This window comes from Pantoea sp. CFCC18177, from assembly GCF_059412425.1.
Genome location: NZ_JBNBPL010000003.1, coordinates 93940 through 109341, shown reverse-complemented (window position 1 = coordinate 109341; position 15402 = coordinate 93940). Strand labels below are relative to the sequence as shown.

12 protein-coding genes are annotated in these 15402 nt (G+C 52.2%); 7 read left to right on the top strand and 5 right to left on the bottom strand.

Features of this window, described 5'->3' with window-relative positions; genetic code table 11:
• Positions 1–13: 13 nt before the first annotated feature.
• A complete protein-coding gene (locus ACPUC8_RS04605; protein ID WP_494925658.1) occupies positions 14–2212 on the top strand; it encodes a TonB-dependent receptor in 2199 nt (732 codons plus the stop codon).
• Positions 2213–2527: 315 nt separating this feature from the next.
• On the top strand, positions 2528–2701 hold the full coding sequence (locus ACPUC8_RS04600) for a hypothetical protein (protein ID WP_494925657.1): 174 nt from the start codon (positions 2528–2530) through the stop codon (positions 2699–2701).
• On the opposite strand, the gene ACPUC8_RS04595 is transcribed toward ACPUC8_RS04600, so the two are convergent.
• Positions 2698–3846 (bottom strand): glycoside hydrolase family protein, encoded by a 1149-nt coding sequence (locus ACPUC8_RS04595; RefSeq protein ID WP_494925656.1) that lies wholly within the window; start codon positions 3844–3846, stop codon positions 2698–2700. The two genes, ACPUC8_RS04600 and ACPUC8_RS04595, sit on opposite strands and share 4 nt — an antisense overlap.
• Before the next feature lie 155 nt (positions 3847–4001).
• Between ACPUC8_RS04595 and ACPUC8_RS04590 the strand changes: the two genes are divergently transcribed.
• Positions 4002–5462, top strand: a complete 1461-nt coding sequence (locus tag ACPUC8_RS04590; protein WP_494925655.1) for a phospholipase D-like domain-containing protein — start codon at positions 4002–4004, stop codon at positions 5460–5462.
• 389 nt (positions 5463–5851) lie between these two features.
• Here the strand turns inward: ACPUC8_RS04590 and mdoC are convergent, their stop codons facing one another.
• Positions 5852–6976, bottom strand: coding sequence for a glucans biosynthesis protein MdoC (gene mdoC, locus ACPUC8_RS04585; protein ID WP_494925654.1), 1125 nt, complete (start codon positions 6974–6976; stop codon positions 5852–5854).
• A gap of 279 nt (positions 6977–7255) precedes the next feature.
• Here mdoC and ACPUC8_RS04580 point away from each other — a divergent pair, with 279 nt between their 5' ends.
• From ACPUC8_RS04580 to ACPUC8_RS04570, 3 genes are all read left to right on the top strand, one after another.
• Positions 7256–8791 (top strand): glucan biosynthesis protein G, encoded by a 1536-nt coding sequence (locus ACPUC8_RS04580; RefSeq protein ID WP_197063384.1) that lies wholly within the window; start codon positions 7256–7258, stop codon positions 8789–8791.
• Entirely contained in the window at positions 8784–11333 is a 2550-nt protein-coding gene (gene mdoH / locus ACPUC8_RS04575; RefSeq protein ID WP_494925653.1) for a glucans biosynthesis glucosyltransferase MdoH, read from the top strand. The genes ACPUC8_RS04580 and mdoH overlap by 8 nt, the downstream gene beginning before the upstream one ends.
• Positions 11334–11472: 139 nt before the next feature.
• The gene (locus ACPUC8_RS04570; protein WP_039337093.1) at positions 11473–11712 is read left to right on the top strand and encodes a YceK/YidQ family lipoprotein; all 240 of its coding nucleotides are present in this window, start codon (positions 11473–11475) and stop codon (positions 11710–11712) included.
• Positions 11713–11715: 3 nt separating this feature from the next.
• Here the strand turns inward: ACPUC8_RS04570 and ACPUC8_RS04565 are convergent, their stop codons facing one another.
• From ACPUC8_RS04565 to ACPUC8_RS04555, 3 genes are all read right to left on the bottom strand, one after another.
• Positions 11716–12114, bottom strand: a complete 399-nt coding sequence (locus ACPUC8_RS04565; protein WP_494925652.1) for a MysB family protein — start codon at positions 12112–12114, stop codon at positions 11716–11718.
• Positions 12115–12234: 120 nt separating this feature from the next.
• Positions 12235–12501, bottom strand: a complete 267-nt coding sequence (locus ACPUC8_RS04560; RefSeq protein WP_034820172.1) for a hypothetical protein — start codon at positions 12499–12501, stop codon at positions 12235–12237.
• A gap of 558 nt (positions 12502–13059) precedes the next feature.
• Positions 13060–13983 (bottom strand): Kdo(2)-lipid IV(A) acyltransferase, encoded by a 924-nt coding sequence (locus tag ACPUC8_RS04555; RefSeq protein WP_039337097.1) that lies wholly within the window; start codon positions 13981–13983, stop codon positions 13060–13062.
• A 267-nt stretch (positions 13984–14250) separates the two neighbouring features.
• On the opposite strand from ACPUC8_RS04555, the gene trhO reads away from it, so the two are divergent.
• A complete protein-coding gene (gene trhO / locus ACPUC8_RS04550; RefSeq protein WP_494925651.1) occupies positions 14251–15306 on the top strand; it encodes an oxygen-dependent tRNA uridine(34) hydroxylase TrhO in 1056 nt (351 codons plus the stop codon).
• Positions 15307–15402 lie beyond the last annotated feature (96 nt).

Sequence of the window (15402 nt, the reverse complement as noted above, 5' to 3'; positions counted from 1 at the left end):
TCAGGGGTTTTCCATGCGCATGACGCCTTTCAATCCCGGACTGAAACCGACGCTGCTCGCTGTTATGGTCAGTGCCGGTTGTTTGCCAGTGATGGCTGCCACCACCAACACCACAACCTCAACGGCTGATGCGAAAAAAGATCAGCCGACCCTCACCGTCACGGCGACACCACAAGCGGATTTCAAGCCAGGCGGCAATGATTTAGTGCCCGCCTATCTTGATGGGCAGATTGCCCACGGTGGTCGCTTAGGCATGCTGGGTGAACAAAATGCCATGGACGTGCCGTTTAACGTCATCGGTTTCACCTCGAAGATGATTCAGGATCAGCAGGCTAAAACCATTGCTGATGTGGTGAAGAATGACGCTGGCGTGCAGAACGTGAAGGGTTACGGTAACTTCGCGGAAGCCTATCGCATTCGCGGGTTTGAACTGGATGGCGACGATATGACATTTGGCGGTTTGCCGGGTGTGGTGCCTCGTCAGGTCATGGATGCCTCACTGATTGACCGTGTTGAGATCTTTAAAGGCGCGAACAGCCTGGTGAACGGTGCGGCATCATCGGGCGTCGGCGGGATGATTAACCTTGAACCTAAACATGCGGAAGATACGCCGATCACTCGTGTCGGTGTAGATTATACGTCCTCTTCTCAGGTGGGCGGCACGCTGGATGTCGGACGTCGTTTCGGTGATAACAATCAATTTGGCGTACGCTTTAATGCCGTGCATCGTGAGGGTGAAACCGGTGTCGATGGTGAGAAGAAACGTACCACGGCCGCCTCGCTGGGCCTCGATTATCGCGGCGATCGTCTGCGTACATCGCTGGATGTTGGCTACCAGAAAAAGACCTATCACGATGCGCTGCAAGGCGTGAAATTCGGTAGCTTCATTCCTGAAGTTCCCTCCAATTCGCACAACTACAGCCAGAAATGGGTGTACAGCGATATGGAGTCTGAATTCGGTATGGCAAAAGCCGAATATGACATCACCGATAGCTGGACCGCCTATGCGGGTTTGGGTGCGCAGCACGCACATGAAACCGGTAACTATGGTTCACCAACGGTCACTGATACCAATGGTGATGGCACTATCAGTAGCTTCTACTCCAACCGTATTCAGGACAACATGAGCGGAATGGTGGGACTGCGTGGTGACTTCCATACAGGCTTTGTCAGCCATAAAGTGAATGTGGGCTATTCAGCATTAACCACTAATGCGAAGAACGCCTATAACATGTCGCTGGTCGGCACGCCGTTCAATATTTACAACAGTGGTGACGTTGCTGAACCCGCTGCAACCTTCGCAGGCGGTAAGTTCTCAGACCCTCTGACCACGGCACGCACCCGTACCCAGGGTTATTTGCTTAGTGATACCCTGGGCGTATTTGACGATACGCTGCTGTTTACCGTAGGTGCCCGTCATCAGAAAGTGGTGGTGCGTAACTATGCTTATGGCACAGGTGCAGAGGACGTCAGCTCTCGTTACACCAATGACCGTTGGATGCCAACCTACGGCGTGGTGTATAAGCCGTGGAAAGAGGTTTCCTTCTACGCAAACCATACCGAAGCGTTGCAACCCGGCGATGTAGCACCGAATACTGCCACCAACTACGGCAGCGTGACGGGCGTTGCACATTCTAAACAGAACGAAATTGGCGTGAAGACCGACTTTGGTCGTGTTGGCGGGTCACTGGGGCTGTTTGAAATCAAGAAACCATCCGGTTTGCTGAATAGCGACGGCGCGTATGTGATGGACGGAGAACAACGCCATCGCGGTCTGGAAGCGAACATCTTTGGTGAACCTGTACTGGGCCTGCGTTTGAACGCCAGTGCCACCTGGATCGATCCAGTCATGGTGAAAACCTCGGGTGGAACTTACGATGGCAAACAGGCTATCGGTGTGCCGCGTTACAACTATGTGCTGGGTGCGGAATACGACATCAAACCTGTTGAGGGTCTGACTGCAACGGCGATGTTGAATCACTCCGGTTCACAGTATGCCAACTCTGCCAATACGCTGAAGCTGGACAGCTACACCACCCTGGATTTGGGTGTGCGCTATCGCATGAAGGTGAGCCAAAACGATTTGGTATGGCGTGTCGGTGTGGATAACGTGACGAATGAGAAGTACTGGGCCAACGTCGATGGTACCGGCACTTATCTGGTGCAGGGCGATCCTCGTACCCTGAAAGTCTCTATGAGCTACGATTTCTAATCTGCTGTTTACGGGGCGCAATCGCGCCCCGTTGTCATTTCATGCTGAAATAATCCTGTACCTTATCCTGCATTTCATTACACTCAGTGCGGCAATCCTGCGCTTAAAACGTCTTCTTGTTATTGAGTCAACATGAGTTCACCCGCGCCACCTGACGATCACGATGAACCGTTAAGACAGTCGCTCGACGACGCACACTTCGCCATTGTGGTACTTGCAGTGACCTCTGTTACCCTTATAATCTTCGTCCTGATGGTGACGTTATGGATGAGCTAAGGTCAGCAACGGTTCATGGAAGCCTGCAAGGAGATGTCGATGGAAGCCCGAGATGACAAACTGATCGCCATAATTGGCCTGCTTTCCGCCTGTTTAATTGGCGTGGTATTCCTGTTCACCATGACCTGGCTGACTGATGTTCGCCATCCCGCCGATCCCACACTCGATGTGCAAACCTGCCCGCCCAAGACCTTACCAACGCAACACTCTTAAGGCTGCTTTTCCCTGTTTTGCCATTTAATCTGTTGACTGCGTAATTCCAGCGCCAGCGCTTCATGCAGCGTGCGATTGCCATTCGGATCCCCCAAGCCAAACAGGGCGCCCGGTGAACGACGGTCGTCGGCCCATGCTGGATACTCCACCACCGGATAGAGCGATATCCCTTCCAGCGCGACCCCTTCATCCAGTGCTAACCGTGCCTCTTCTGTGACATGCCGCAGCCAGGATGCGCGTGCATCGCCCTCCGCTCCGGTTTCTGCCAGCAGCAACGGTCGCTGGTAGCGTTGCCAGCATTGCAACATCAAACGATGCAGCGGCTGATACGCCCTGTGATCGGCCGGGATGGTGTCTCCTGAGAAGAACCAGTGATTGTCGGGATAGTAGTTCAGCCCAAGGATATCGAGAAAATCCTCGCGTCCGCCCAGTTCCGGCGCATCCCGTCCGGCGATCCAATCCCAGGCTTCAAATTGCGCCTGATGCTGTGCATCGGCGTAAGGTTTGCTGTCAGGGTTCTCAGGATCGGTCGCGATCTGTACCAGCGGATCGGTCAACACAAAACGTGCATCGGGATAGACATCACGGATGGCGTGCATGGCCGCTAACGAGGCGCGCACCAGTTGCCGTTTAAGTTCACGCCCGCGTTCGCTGGCGTAAGGATCGAGCCAGGAAACGTCCGCGCCCGCCCATGACCAAAAGGAAATCTGGTTGATGGGGGTAAAAAAGGGGTGCTGTACGCCCTCATCGCGCATCAGTTGTGCCATCGCGCGCGCAAAACGCTCGAAGTGGTCGATAAAGGAGGCGCGCCAGATATCCAGATGGTCGGGATAGCCAAAGTGCGCCAGTTCCCAGATGACCTGTATATCATTGCGCGCCGCCGCGTGAACCATGGGCAAGAAGCTGCGCCAGTCGTACTCATTGGGCGTAGCTTCGATAAGGTGCCAGCGCGCGCCGTCACGGGCGGTGAGCAAACCTTCCTGTGCCAGCGAGGCGTAATCTTTTTCCAGTAGCATGTCATGCCCGCTGCTGATCACCATATCCATGCGGCGCCCGCCGCTGCGACGGGCGGTAGAGCAGGGGAAGCTTCCCTGGAAGAAACTGCGGAAAAGTTGCGGGTGATGGCGCGGGGATTGCTGAGTCATAATCCTCTCCTCACGGTAAACGCCGGATGCAGAACGCAAGCCTAAGTCTAGACTTTAAATGCATGTCGCGTTAGCGGGCGGATGCAGAAGCCTCTGATTGCCGTGAGGCGCGGTCATACCAACAATAATAGATCCAGCGAATTCAGGGATTCGATATGAGTGAAGCAGCACCTGTGCAATACCCATCGCCGGCAGGAGAGGGGTTACGAGAAATTATTGATGCGCGCTGTGCGCTGCATCCGGATATGAGCGGTATTCATCCGCTCAACGATGGGCTGGATGCTTTTGCTGCGCGATACCTGGTGATGGGCATGGCGCAGCATACTATCGATGTGCAGTACTACATCTGGCACAACGATATGTCGGGGCGATTGCTGTTTAGCGCATTGTTAGATGCCGCTGAACGTGGCGTTAAAGTACGTTTGCTGCTGGATGATAACAACACGCCAGGCCTCGATGACACGCTGGCCGAGCTTGATCGCCATCCCAATATTGCCGTGCGGCTATTCAACCCCTTTTCCTTTCGCACATTGCGTGCGCTGGGTTATTTAACCGATTTCGCTCGTCTTAATCGCCGTATGCATAATAAGAGCCTGACGGTAGATGGCGCGGTGACGCTGGTAGGGGGCCGCAATATCGGTGATGAATATTTTGGTACCGGTGACGAGCCGCTGTTCACTGACCTGGACGTGCTGGCAATAGGGCCGGTGGTGCAACAGGTAGCGCACGATTTTGAGCGGTACTGGAACAGTAAAGCGGTTTCGCCTTTGCGCAGCGTGGTCGATGTCTCCGGCGATGCGCATCAAGCGGTGCGTTTACCGAAGGAATGGCAGCAGAGCGAGGCAGTGCAGCGCTATCTTGCCAGGCTGGAACACTCATCTTTTGTCAGCCAGATGGAGCAGGGCTCTATGCAGATGACCTGGGCGGAATCGCGGTTGTTAAGCGACGACCCGCGCAAAGGGTTAGGTAAGGCCAAGCGCTCCAGCCTGCTACCGCAGCGTATGCTGGAGGTGATCGGCACCCCACAGCAGCAATTCGACATTATTTCAGCCTATTTTGTGCCGACGCGCGCGGGTGTAGCTCAATTGCTCGCCTTAAAAAGGCGTGGTGTAAAAATTGCAGTCCTAACCAACTCGCTAGCGGCAAACGATGTCTCAGTCGTCCACGCCGGTTATGCACGCTGGCGTAAAAAATTACTGCGCCACGGCATTGCGCTGTATGAGATGAAGCCGCAAGACAATGCCAGCGAAGCGCCACATGACCGCGGTTTGACCGGTAACTCAGGGTCGAGTTTGCACGCCAAAACCTTCACCGTGGATAACCGCAAGGTGTTTATCGGCTCGTTTAATTTTGATCCGCGATCGGCGGTGTTAAATACCGAGATGGGCTTGGTGATTGAAAGTGAAACCTTAGCGCAGCAAACCCATCAACGCTTTATTGCCGGGATGCGCGATCGTGCCTGGACATTAAGGCTGGATAACTGGGGGCGCGTGAACTGGGTGGAGTACGAAGGAGAGTCAGGGGAAGTGGTGCATAAACACGAACCGCAGTGCACCTTGATGCAACGACTGTTGGTGCGACTGGTCTGGCGCTTACCGGTGGAGTGGTTGCTGTAGCGGCGAGATTCTTCGCGCATCACTCATTTACTGCGTAATGCTCGTCAGTTAAGAACTCAGGCTGCTTATTGATAAGTGGCCTTTCTTTTCAGTGCGGGCTCTGCCGCCACTACTGCCCCCTCTGGGCCGTCCTCGCGCCGCTGAAGCGGTACCTTCGACTTCCACGTCGTGCCGGACGGACCGTTCGCGGATGACCATCCATGGTCGGCCGCGAACTGCCCCACGCCTCCCCGCGTGGGCCTCCTGGCCCAACGTAAAAGTCTCAGCGCTGCGGATAGCCCTGAGGGGGCAGCAGAGGCGTCAGAGCTTCAGGCAATGTGCCCTTTTTTACAACTCGCACTGAAGCTCATGAGCAGGCTGGGCAGTGGGTGATTTAACTCACCAAGTCACTATTTACGTTGCGGCTTACCCGAAAACAGGAAGCGCAGTAGCGGGATACGTAGATGGATTTCGTACAGGCTAAAGGCGATACCAAACACCATAGCCAAACCGACAAAGAAGCCCAGCGTGTTGCTGCTGATGTGCGGCACAACGTAAATACCGTACAAAATGGTCAGTGGATGGTGCACCAGGTAGATAAACAGCGAAGCATTGACCAGATACATAATGCGCGGTGAATGGCTGTTCAACAGCTTGTGACCAAAGCAAAAACAGACATTCAACATGCACAACCCCATAAGGGTTGAGACAATGGCATCAATTTCATATAACCAACCGTCGCCGCTGCTGTAGCGCTGATTCAAGCTGTAAGCAATAAACACGGCGATAGCACCAAAGCACATCACCGGGTTGAAACGCACGAACAGTGCTTTCAATGCCTGATGCTTCCAGGCCAAAGCGCCCAGCATAAAGAACGGCAGAAAGGTCAGAGTCTGCATCACGGCTACGCTAAACAAACCGTCGGCGAAAACCGCGGGTACGGTGTAAAACAGGGCGCGGCGGAACAGGCACCACAGCAGCGCATAAGCCAAAAAGGCCAGCGTCAATTTCCCCCAGCCAACCTGCTGATAATCAATGCGGCGTTGCTGGGTACGTAACCAACGGAACGTCATCATCCCCATTGCAGTCAGAATTACCAGTACCAGCAAAAACCACAGGTGAGAAATCAGTTCCCAGGCCAGGGTGTTGTACTTGTCATACAGCGAAAAGCTATCCCAATTCCCTACCTTATCCGTGAGGTTTTTCAGCATAAAAAACTGCGGCAACGTAATCAGCGGAATGGCGGTCAAAAGGGGGATGCCAACACGCTCCATGCGCACCTTCAACCAGCGTTGAGGCTTGTAGCGCAGATAGAGCATGTAGGAAAAATAACCGGATATAACGAAGAAGACCTGCATGCGGAACGCGTGAATAAAATCATTCAACACCGTCAACCACATAGAGGCATCCTGGCTGTTAACAGCCCAGCGCTGAGTGGAGTAAATCAGAGAGACGTGAAAGGGTACGCCTAATAACATCAAATATGCTCGGATGGAGTCGAGAAAATATTCGCGTTCGGGTTTTGCTGAACTCATAAGCTTCCAATTTGTCAGTTTACTTGCCGGTTTCGCCCTGAAACCAGATTATGCTGGATGAAAATTCTACCGCCTGTAAACAGCGTATACTATCAGGTGATTCTGTATCTTAACCTGAAGGGTTTAATTATCCGAAAAGCACGCTTTTAGCTTACAAATCAGCGGAACAATCTTATGCATATGCTGTCGGAAAACCGAATAATCCTTTAAGATAAACAGGTTTGATTTGAGCGCACGAAAGGGGGGGATGTGCTAAATAAAGTGAATAATAAAGTGGGACTGGTAAAAATGCGCTGGGTAGGCGCGGCAGTCCTGCTGGCGTTGTACGCCAACAATAGCTGGGCGTTCAACATTGATGATGTGGCAAAACAAGCCAAGGCGTTGGCAGGGAAAGGTTACGAAGCGCCGAAGAGCAATTTACCCTCTCAGTTTCGTGATATGAAATTTGCGGATTATCAGCAAATCCAGTTTAACCACGACAAAGCATACTGGGGCAAACTGCGTACGCCGTTTAAGCTCGAGTTTTATCATCAGGGCATGTATTTCGATACGCCAGTGAAAATTAATGAAGTCACGGCGTCTTCTGTTCGCGAAATCAAATACAACCCCGACTATTTCAACTTCGGCAACGTCAAGCACGATGCTGATTCGGTTAAAAATCTCGGCTTTGCCGGTTTCAAGGTGCTGTACCCGCTGAACAAAAAGGGTAAAGACGACGAGATTGCCAGTTTCCTCGGCGCCAGCTACTTCCGTGTGATTGGTGAAGGCCAGGTTTATGGTCTTTCAGCGCGTGGTTTAGCCATTGATACCGCGTTGCCGTCAGGTGAAGAGTTCCCGCGCTTTAAAGAGTTCTGGATTGAACGTCCAAAACCGCAAGACAAACAGCTGGTGATCTATGCACTGCTGGATTCACCGCGTGCCGCCGGTGCCTATCGCTTTATCATCAAGCCGGGCAAAGAATCGACGGTTGATGTGCAGTCGAAAGTCTACCTGCGTGACAACGTCGGCAAACTGGGTGTAGCACCGCTGACCAGTATGTTCCTGTTTGGCGCTAATCAGCCATCGCCAGTCACCAATTTCCGTAATGAATTGCATGACTCCAATGGCCTGTCGATTCACGCGGGCAACGGTGAGTGGATTTGGCGTCCGCTGAATAACCCGAAACATCTGGCGGTGAGTACCTTCACCATCGAAAACCCGAAAGGTTTTGGTCTGCTGCAACGTGGTCGTGACTTCAGCCACTATCAGGATCTCGACGATCGCTACGACCTGCGCCCAAGTGGCTGGGTTGAGCCAATGGGTGACTGGGGCAAAGGCCGTGTTGAGCTGGTTGAAATCCCGACCGCCGATGAAACCAACGACAACATCGTTGCGTTCTGGACGCCGGAAAAACTGCCTGATCCAGGCAAAGAGATGAACTTCCAGTATCGCCTGCACTTCACGCGTGATGAAAACCTGTTGCATCAAGATGATGTGGCATGGGTGAAAAACACGCTGCGTTCAGCCGGTGATGTTAAACAGTCTAATCTGGTGCGTCAGCCAGATGGCTCCATCGCCTTTACCATCGATTTCGTCGGTAAAGCGATGAGCAAACTGCCTGACAATACGCAAGTTACGCCGCAGGTTAGCGTGGGCAATAACGCCGATGTGGTTGAGCAAAGCGTACGCTACAACCCGGTCACCAAAGGCTGGCGTTTAGTGTTGCGTCTGCGCGTGAAAGATAACAAGCAGCCGACCGAAATGCGTGCGGCGCTGGTGAGCGGCGACAAGACATTGACGGAAACCTGGAGCTATCAGTTACCTGCCAATGAATAAATCGATATTTCTACCTCAATCTTACGTGGAAGCTCTGCCGCTAGATGCGGCAGGGCGGGCTCGTCTGAGCGATTCGCTTCAGCATGCTCAGGCGTTCCACGCTATTCATACGTCGCTGGGGCAGGATAACGCCGCCAGCGAGCGCCCGGACGATGCGCCGCTCAAATCGGTGTCATCCCGCGTGCAAATGGCCTGGCCAGATTCGCTGGCGGATGGTCAACAGCTCAGCAAGGATTATCTCGACCGCACCACACTGAAGGCGATGCCAAAAGTGAAGCGATCGCTGATGTTCCCGGAAATCTGGCGGACTAACCCGATTGCCCGCGCCTGGGATTCACTGCGTGGTCAGAAATCCAACCCGCGCTATGCCACAGCAGAAGAGCAGAAGACGGAAGACAAATGGCGCCATGTGGGTTCTATGCGTCGTTACGTGCTGCTGATCCTTACGCTGTTGCAGACCGTGGTTGCCACCTGGTACATGAAAACCATTCTGCCTTATCAGGGCTGGACACTGCTCGACCCGATCGAGTTGTTTAACCAGAACTGGTTGCAGTCAGTTGAGCTGATCCTGCCGTACATATTACAAACCGGGATCTTGTTCCTGTTTGCCATTTTGTTCTGCTGGGTCTCCGCCGGTTTCTGGACCGCTTTAATGGGGTTCTTGCAACTGCTGATTGGCCGCGATAAGTACAGCATCTCCTATTCCACCACCGGTGATGAACCACTCAATCCTGAACACCGTACTGCGTTGATCATGCCTATCTGTAATGAGGATGTTGAGCGTGTGTTTGCCGGACTGCGTGCCACCTGGGAATCGGTGCAGCGTACCGGTAATGCTGAGCACTTCGATGTTTACATCCTGAGTGACAGCTATGATGCCGATATTGCCATCGCCGAGCAGAAAGCCTGGATGGAGCTGGTGCGTGATGTCGGTGGGGCAGGGAAGATTTTCTACCGCCGTCGCCGTCGCCGTGTGAAGCGTAAAAGTGGCAACATCGATGACTTCTGCCGTCGCTGGGGGAGCAACTACAGCTACATGGTGGTGCTGGATGCCGATAGCGTGATGAGCGGTGAGTGCCTGTGCGGTCTGGTGCGCATGATGGAAGCGAACCCGAACGCCGGTATCATCCAGTCGTCACCTAAAGCGTCCGGTATGGATACCCTGTATGCTCGCTGTCAGCAGTTTGCCACGCGTGTATATGGTCCGCTGTTTACGGCCGGTCTGCACTTCTGGCAGTTAGGGGAGTCGCACTACTGGGGCCATAACGCCATCATCCGTGTTCAGCCGTTTATCGAACACTGTGCGCTGGCACCGCTACCGGGTGAGGGTTCCTTCGCGGGCTCGATCCTGTCGCATGACTTCGTTGAAGCGGCCTTAATGCGCCGTGCCGGTTGGGGGGTGTGGATCGCCTATGATCTGCCTGGCTCTTATGAAGAGCTGCCGCCGAACTTGCTGGATGAACTGAAGCGTGACCGTCGCTGGTGTCACGGTAACCTGATGAACTTCCGCCTGTTCCTGGTGAAAGGTATGCACCCGGTGCACCGTGCGGTGTTCCTGACCGGGGTGATGTCTTACCTGTCAGCGCCGTTGTGGTTTATGTTCCTCGCCTTGTCCACCGCTTTGCAGGTGGTACATACGCTCATGGAGCCGACCTACTTCCTGCAACCGCGCCAGCTGTTCCCGGTGTGGCCGCAGTGGCGTCCTGATCTGGCAATTGCGCTGTTCTCTACCACTTTGGTGCTGCTGTTCCTGCCGAAACTGCTCAGTGTCGTGCTGATCTGGTGTAAAGGGGCAAAACCTTATGGTGGCGCCATCCGCTTATTCTGCTCACTGATACTGGAAATGTTGTTCTCGGTGCTGTTAGCGCCGGTGCGTATGCTGTTCCACACGGTGTTTGTGGTCAGCGCCTTCCTGGGTTGGGAAGTGGTCTGGAACTCACCGCAGCGTGACGACGATGCCACGCCATGGGGTGAAGCTTTCCGTCGCCATGGTTCGCAACTGCTATTAGGTATTGTCTGGGCAGTGGGTATGGGCGTGCTGGATCTCAATTTCCTGTGGTGGTTGGCGCCGATTGTGTTCTCACTGATTCTGTCACCCTTTGTCTCGGTGATGTCGAGCCGTGCCACTGTGGGGCAGAAAAGTAAGAACGCCAAACTGTTCCTGATTCCGGAAGAGTATGAGCCGCCGAAAGAGCTGGTCGATACCGATCACTACTTACAGGTGAACCGCCAGCGCGCGCTGAAGAATGGCTTTATGCATGCACTGTTCAACCCGGCGTTTAACGCGCTGGCGACAGCCATGGCGACCTCACGTCATAAGCAAAGTACCTTGCTGGATCATGCACGTGATCGTCGCGTCGATCAGGCCTTGAGTGATGCACCAGAAAAACTGAACCGCGAGCAACGCTTGCAGTTAATCAGTGACCCGGTGGTGCTGGCACGCGTGCATTCACGTTTGTGGGAAAGTGCGGATAAATACCATCAGTGGGTGGAGAGCTATCAAAAGCTGAAACTCAATCCTGAGGCATTGCCTCAGCGTTAAGATGGGAAATCGAAAAAGCGGCAGAAATGCCGCTTTTTTTTGGTCATGATTCTGACTAACGTAATCTTTACGTATTGAGGTGTGGTTATTTCACTACACGGGCGGTTAAACTGGCGCCAGTTCATTGTGAGTAAATGTTGTGAAAGATTTCCTGAAAATAACCGCGCTCAGTGCCGCCATTCTGCTGTTGAGCGGTTGCGGCAGTATTATCAGCCGCACCATTCCTGGCCAAGGGCACGGTAGCCAATATTATCCCGGCGTACAGTGGGATGTCCGTGATGGGCCCTGGCGCGTACTGACCATATTAGACTTGCCGCTGTCGCTGGTGATGGACACCCTGCTATTACCGGTTGATGCCCATCATGGCCCGTACGAATAAGCTTTAGGCCCAGTTGTCTGAGGGGCTATCATCATCTTCCCACTCTTCCGCTGCAGCCTCGCCTTCTTCGAGGTCACGCGGAGGTTCAAGCTGGAACTCGCCTTCATCCCACTCGTGCAAGGTATTTTCTGACTGCCACTCCTGTCGCAGTTCAACCTCGTCGAAATCACCGTCAAACACCGCCTGTGCTGCATCGCCGTTACAGATGGGCAGGCATTCTCCCTGGCCTTCTTCGTCGGCAAAAAACTCGGCCTGCCACATAGTGTCGCCATCTTGCATGATATACTTTTGCAGCGCGAACTGACTCACACTGGCATCGTCTGCGGTGATATCAGATTGGCTGGCAAGAAACTCTTCACGTGCAGCTTCAATGGCTTCTTCGAGGGTGCTAAACAGGTTCATGGTGAACTCCTTGTCGCTTGAAAGAGGATTTCACAGAAGAATAGACAAAAAAATGGCAGCGTGCAGAGCGGCGAGAAAATAACGGTGGGTGGTTGAGGAAAATTCAACCACCCATACCGTTTATATCATCTTTTGCGGGAAGTGCAGTACAGGACGCACAGACTCGCGAATAATTGGGGCAGAATAACGGATGCAGCATTTAATACAGGGTTTCACCTTTTTAAAATTAATTCTCGCGGTCGATAAAGCCTGATTTAAATTATAGAGCGTACCGATAAAAACCATATCCTCCTTTACGGGTAGACGTTTACACTCTTTCCGATGTAGAAGGTGATAGCCCTCCTGATCGGTACTGATCGTTACGTAGTAATAGATGCCTTTATTCATATTATAAGTTCCTGCGATATATTTGCTGTGTGTAATCTTTTTATATTTTTAGAAGGGCAGTTATTGAACTAACTGTCACGGTTGAAACTAACTGGAATCGATTTCGCGGACAAATTCCAGAATGGAATAAGGATAGTTTTAAATACACAAAAGTGGCATATAGTGACCAAGCACTAAGACAATACCTTGTTAAGTAAGTTAATTTTACTGCATTGATAAGCGGAGCCAAAGCATTCAGCAATATTAAATAGGAATAGGCCTGGAATTGATGAAAATCAGATCCGTGCGAGCATATTTCAATCAGTAAATGGCGTTGATGCTGATAGAGCTAATTTCAATAAGTTGCGTGGTTGGATGTTCACATTTTGTTAACAAAGATTAAGATTCTGCATCGCTACTGATGCTTTATCACATCGAATAAAGTTAAAACTGGTACCAACGAAACATTCAGCCTGAGTTCCGACTGGTCCAGTTTTACCTAATTTGAGCGGATATCATCGTGATATAAGGCAAATTCACACGGAAAACAGTGGAACACAAAGTGTGCTCCACATCACATTAATACAGCGATGGTTGACCTTCGGGGCGGGTTTTGAAACGACGATGCAGCCACATGTATTGTTCTGGTGCGAGTAGAACGGACTCTTCCACCACTTTATTCATCACAACTGCTGTATCAAGCTCGCTTTCCAGTGAGAACTTCGCACGAATGTCGGGCATCATCTTTAATTCATAGCCGCGTCCATTGGGCAGGCGGCGCGCCAGAAAAGGCACCACGCTGGGATTGCCCAGGCGAATCAGCATATGTGTGCCAGTGGTGGTTGCGGCATCCTGCACGGCGAAGAACGGCGCAAACACGCTGCTGCGTGGACCATAATCATGGTCGGGTGCATACCAGATGATGTCATTGTTCTTCATGGCGCGAATCATGCCTTTAAGATCCTTACGATCAAGCATGCTTTTATTGGAGCGCATTCTTCCCCACGTCTGCAGCCAGTCAATCAACTTGTTGTCGTTAGGGCGATAAACACCGATGCCCGGATTATGCATGCCAAATACGCGCGCGCCCAGTTCAAGGGTGAGAAAATGCATGCCAATCAGTAAAATGCCGCGTTTCTCGGCCAAGGCATTAGCCACATGCTCAAGCCCAGTGGTCTTCACCCATTTCTGGATGCGCCAGTCTGGCCAGAACCACGCCATACCTGTTTCAATCAGCCCCATACCCACCGATTCAAAATTATGCTTTACCATCGCCTCACGTTCGTTGGTGGGCATGTCAGGGAAACAGAGTTCAAGGTTACGTTGCGCTACTTCAACACGCCGTTTCATGAAACGCATCGCTACACGACCCAGACCACAGCCAAACGCGTGCAAAACCGGATAGGGGAGTAATACCAACAGGTAGAGGAAACCAATGCCAATCCAGGTAAACCAGTAACGTGGATGAAGAAGCTCACGAGTAAATTGGGGAAGTTGAGTCATTGAAATGTCAGTATCCTGCGTCTTGTGCCAGAGAGTCCGGTTTCTGTTATTTGCCGCGATTATGCCATTTTTTCTTGCTGACTGAAATCAAGCATAGCTTGCACGTTGGTGAAAGGCAGCAGCTTTGCGCATTAAATAGCAATGGCAGCGCAGAACTGCGCCCGTAATCACGGCTATCAGGATAATCCTTCCTGGGGCTTTGCTTCGGGGGGAATTCAGGTATCATGTGCGCGCTAAATTTCTCTGATTGCTAACAGGAAGAACACCATGCCAGTGTTACACAACCTTGTTTCCAATAAAGAGCTGAAAGAACGTATGTTGGTGGAAACCGAGCCACGTACCACAGTCTCTTTTTATAAGTATTTCCAGATTGCCGACCCAAAAGCATTCCGTGACGCCCTCTATGTTGAGATGACCAGGCTCAAGGTGTTTGGCCGCGTGTACGTTGCTCATGAAGGGATTAACGCGCAAATCAGTGTGCCCGCCAGTCAGTATGAAGCCATGAAGTCTGCGCTCTATGCGTTTGATCCGGCATTCAACAATCTGCGTATGAACATTGCGTTAGACGATGACGGCAAATCATTCTGGGTGTTACGTCTTAAAGTGCGCGAACGTATTGTCGCGGACGGGATAGAAGACACGAGTTTTGATGCCAGCGATGTCGGCGCCTATTTGAAAGCCGCGGACGTGAATGCCTTGCTCGACGACCCGGAAGTGGTTTTTGTCGATATGCGTAATCACTACGAATTTGAAGTGGGGCATTTCGATAATGCCATTGAAGTCCCGGCTGATACGTTCCGCGATCAACTGCCGATGGCAGTGGATATGCTGCAAGACCAGAAAGACAAAAAAATTGTCATGTACTGCACCGGCGGCATTCGCTGTGAAAAAGCCAGCGCGTGGATGAAACACAACGGCTTCAACGATGTGTCACACATTGAGGGCGGCATTATTGAATATACCCGTCGCGCCCGTGAGCAAGGGTTACCGGTGCGTTTCAAAGGCAAAAACTTTGTCTTTGATGAACGCATGGGGGAGCGTATTTCCGACGATATTCTTTCCAGCTGCCACCAGTGTGGCGCGCCTTGCGACAGCCATACTAACTGCGTCAATGACGGCTGCCATCTGCTGTTTATTCAGTGCCCAAGCTGCGCAGAGAAGTACCATAACTGCTGCAGCCCTATCTGCATGGAAGAGTCAAAACTGGAACCTGAAGAGCAGCGCGCACGCCGTGCTGGTCGGGAAAATGGCAATAAAGTGTTCAATAAATCTCGCGGATTACTGAACATGACCATGGCCATCCCTGTACCTGAGAAGAAGTAATCGCTTAACAGCCTGAGGTCACCTGACTTCAGGCTATATACCCGTCATACTTCAAGCCGCAGGTGCGTTGGCTGCCTTCACTCACCCCAGTCACAT

Bases quoted from the DNA above. Each gene is read 5' to 3' on its own strand.
- ACPUC8_RS04560 (WP_034820172.1), bottom strand. From the start codon at position 12,501: ATGAATAAAGGCATCTATTACTACGTAACGATCAGTACCGATCAGGAG.
- trhO (WP_494925651.1), top strand. From the start codon at position 14,251: ATGCCAGTGTTACACAACCTTGTTTCCAATAAAGAGCTGAAAGAACGT.
- ACPUC8_RS04595 (WP_494925656.1), bottom strand. From the start codon at position 3,846: ATGACTCAGCAATCCCCGCGCCATCACCCGCAACTTTTCCGCAGTTTC.
- mdoC (WP_494925654.1), bottom strand. From the start codon at position 6,976: ATGAGTTCAGCAAAACCCGAACGCGAATATTTTCTCGACTCCATCCGA.
- mdoH (WP_494925653.1), top strand. From the start codon at position 8,784: ATGAATAAATCGATATTTCTACCTCAATCTTACGTGGAAGCTCTGCCG.
- ACPUC8_RS04605 (WP_494925658.1), top strand. From the start codon at position 14: ATGCGCATGACGCCTTTCAATCCCGGACTGAAACCGACGCTGCTCGCT.
- ACPUC8_RS04590 (WP_494925655.1), top strand. From the start codon at position 4,002: ATGAGTGAAGCAGCACCTGTGCAATACCCATCGCCGGCAGGAGAGGGG.
- ACPUC8_RS04555 (WP_039337097.1), bottom strand. From the start codon at position 13,983: ATGACTCAACTTCCCCAATTTACTCGTGAGCTTCTTCATCCACGTTAC.
- ACPUC8_RS04600 (WP_494925657.1), top strand. From the start codon at position 2,528: ATGGAAGCCCGAGATGACAAACTGATCGCCATAATTGGCCTGCTTTCC.
- ACPUC8_RS04565 (WP_494925652.1), bottom strand. From the start codon at position 12,114: ATGAACCTGTTTAGCACCCTCGAAGAAGCCATTGAAGCTGCACGTGAA.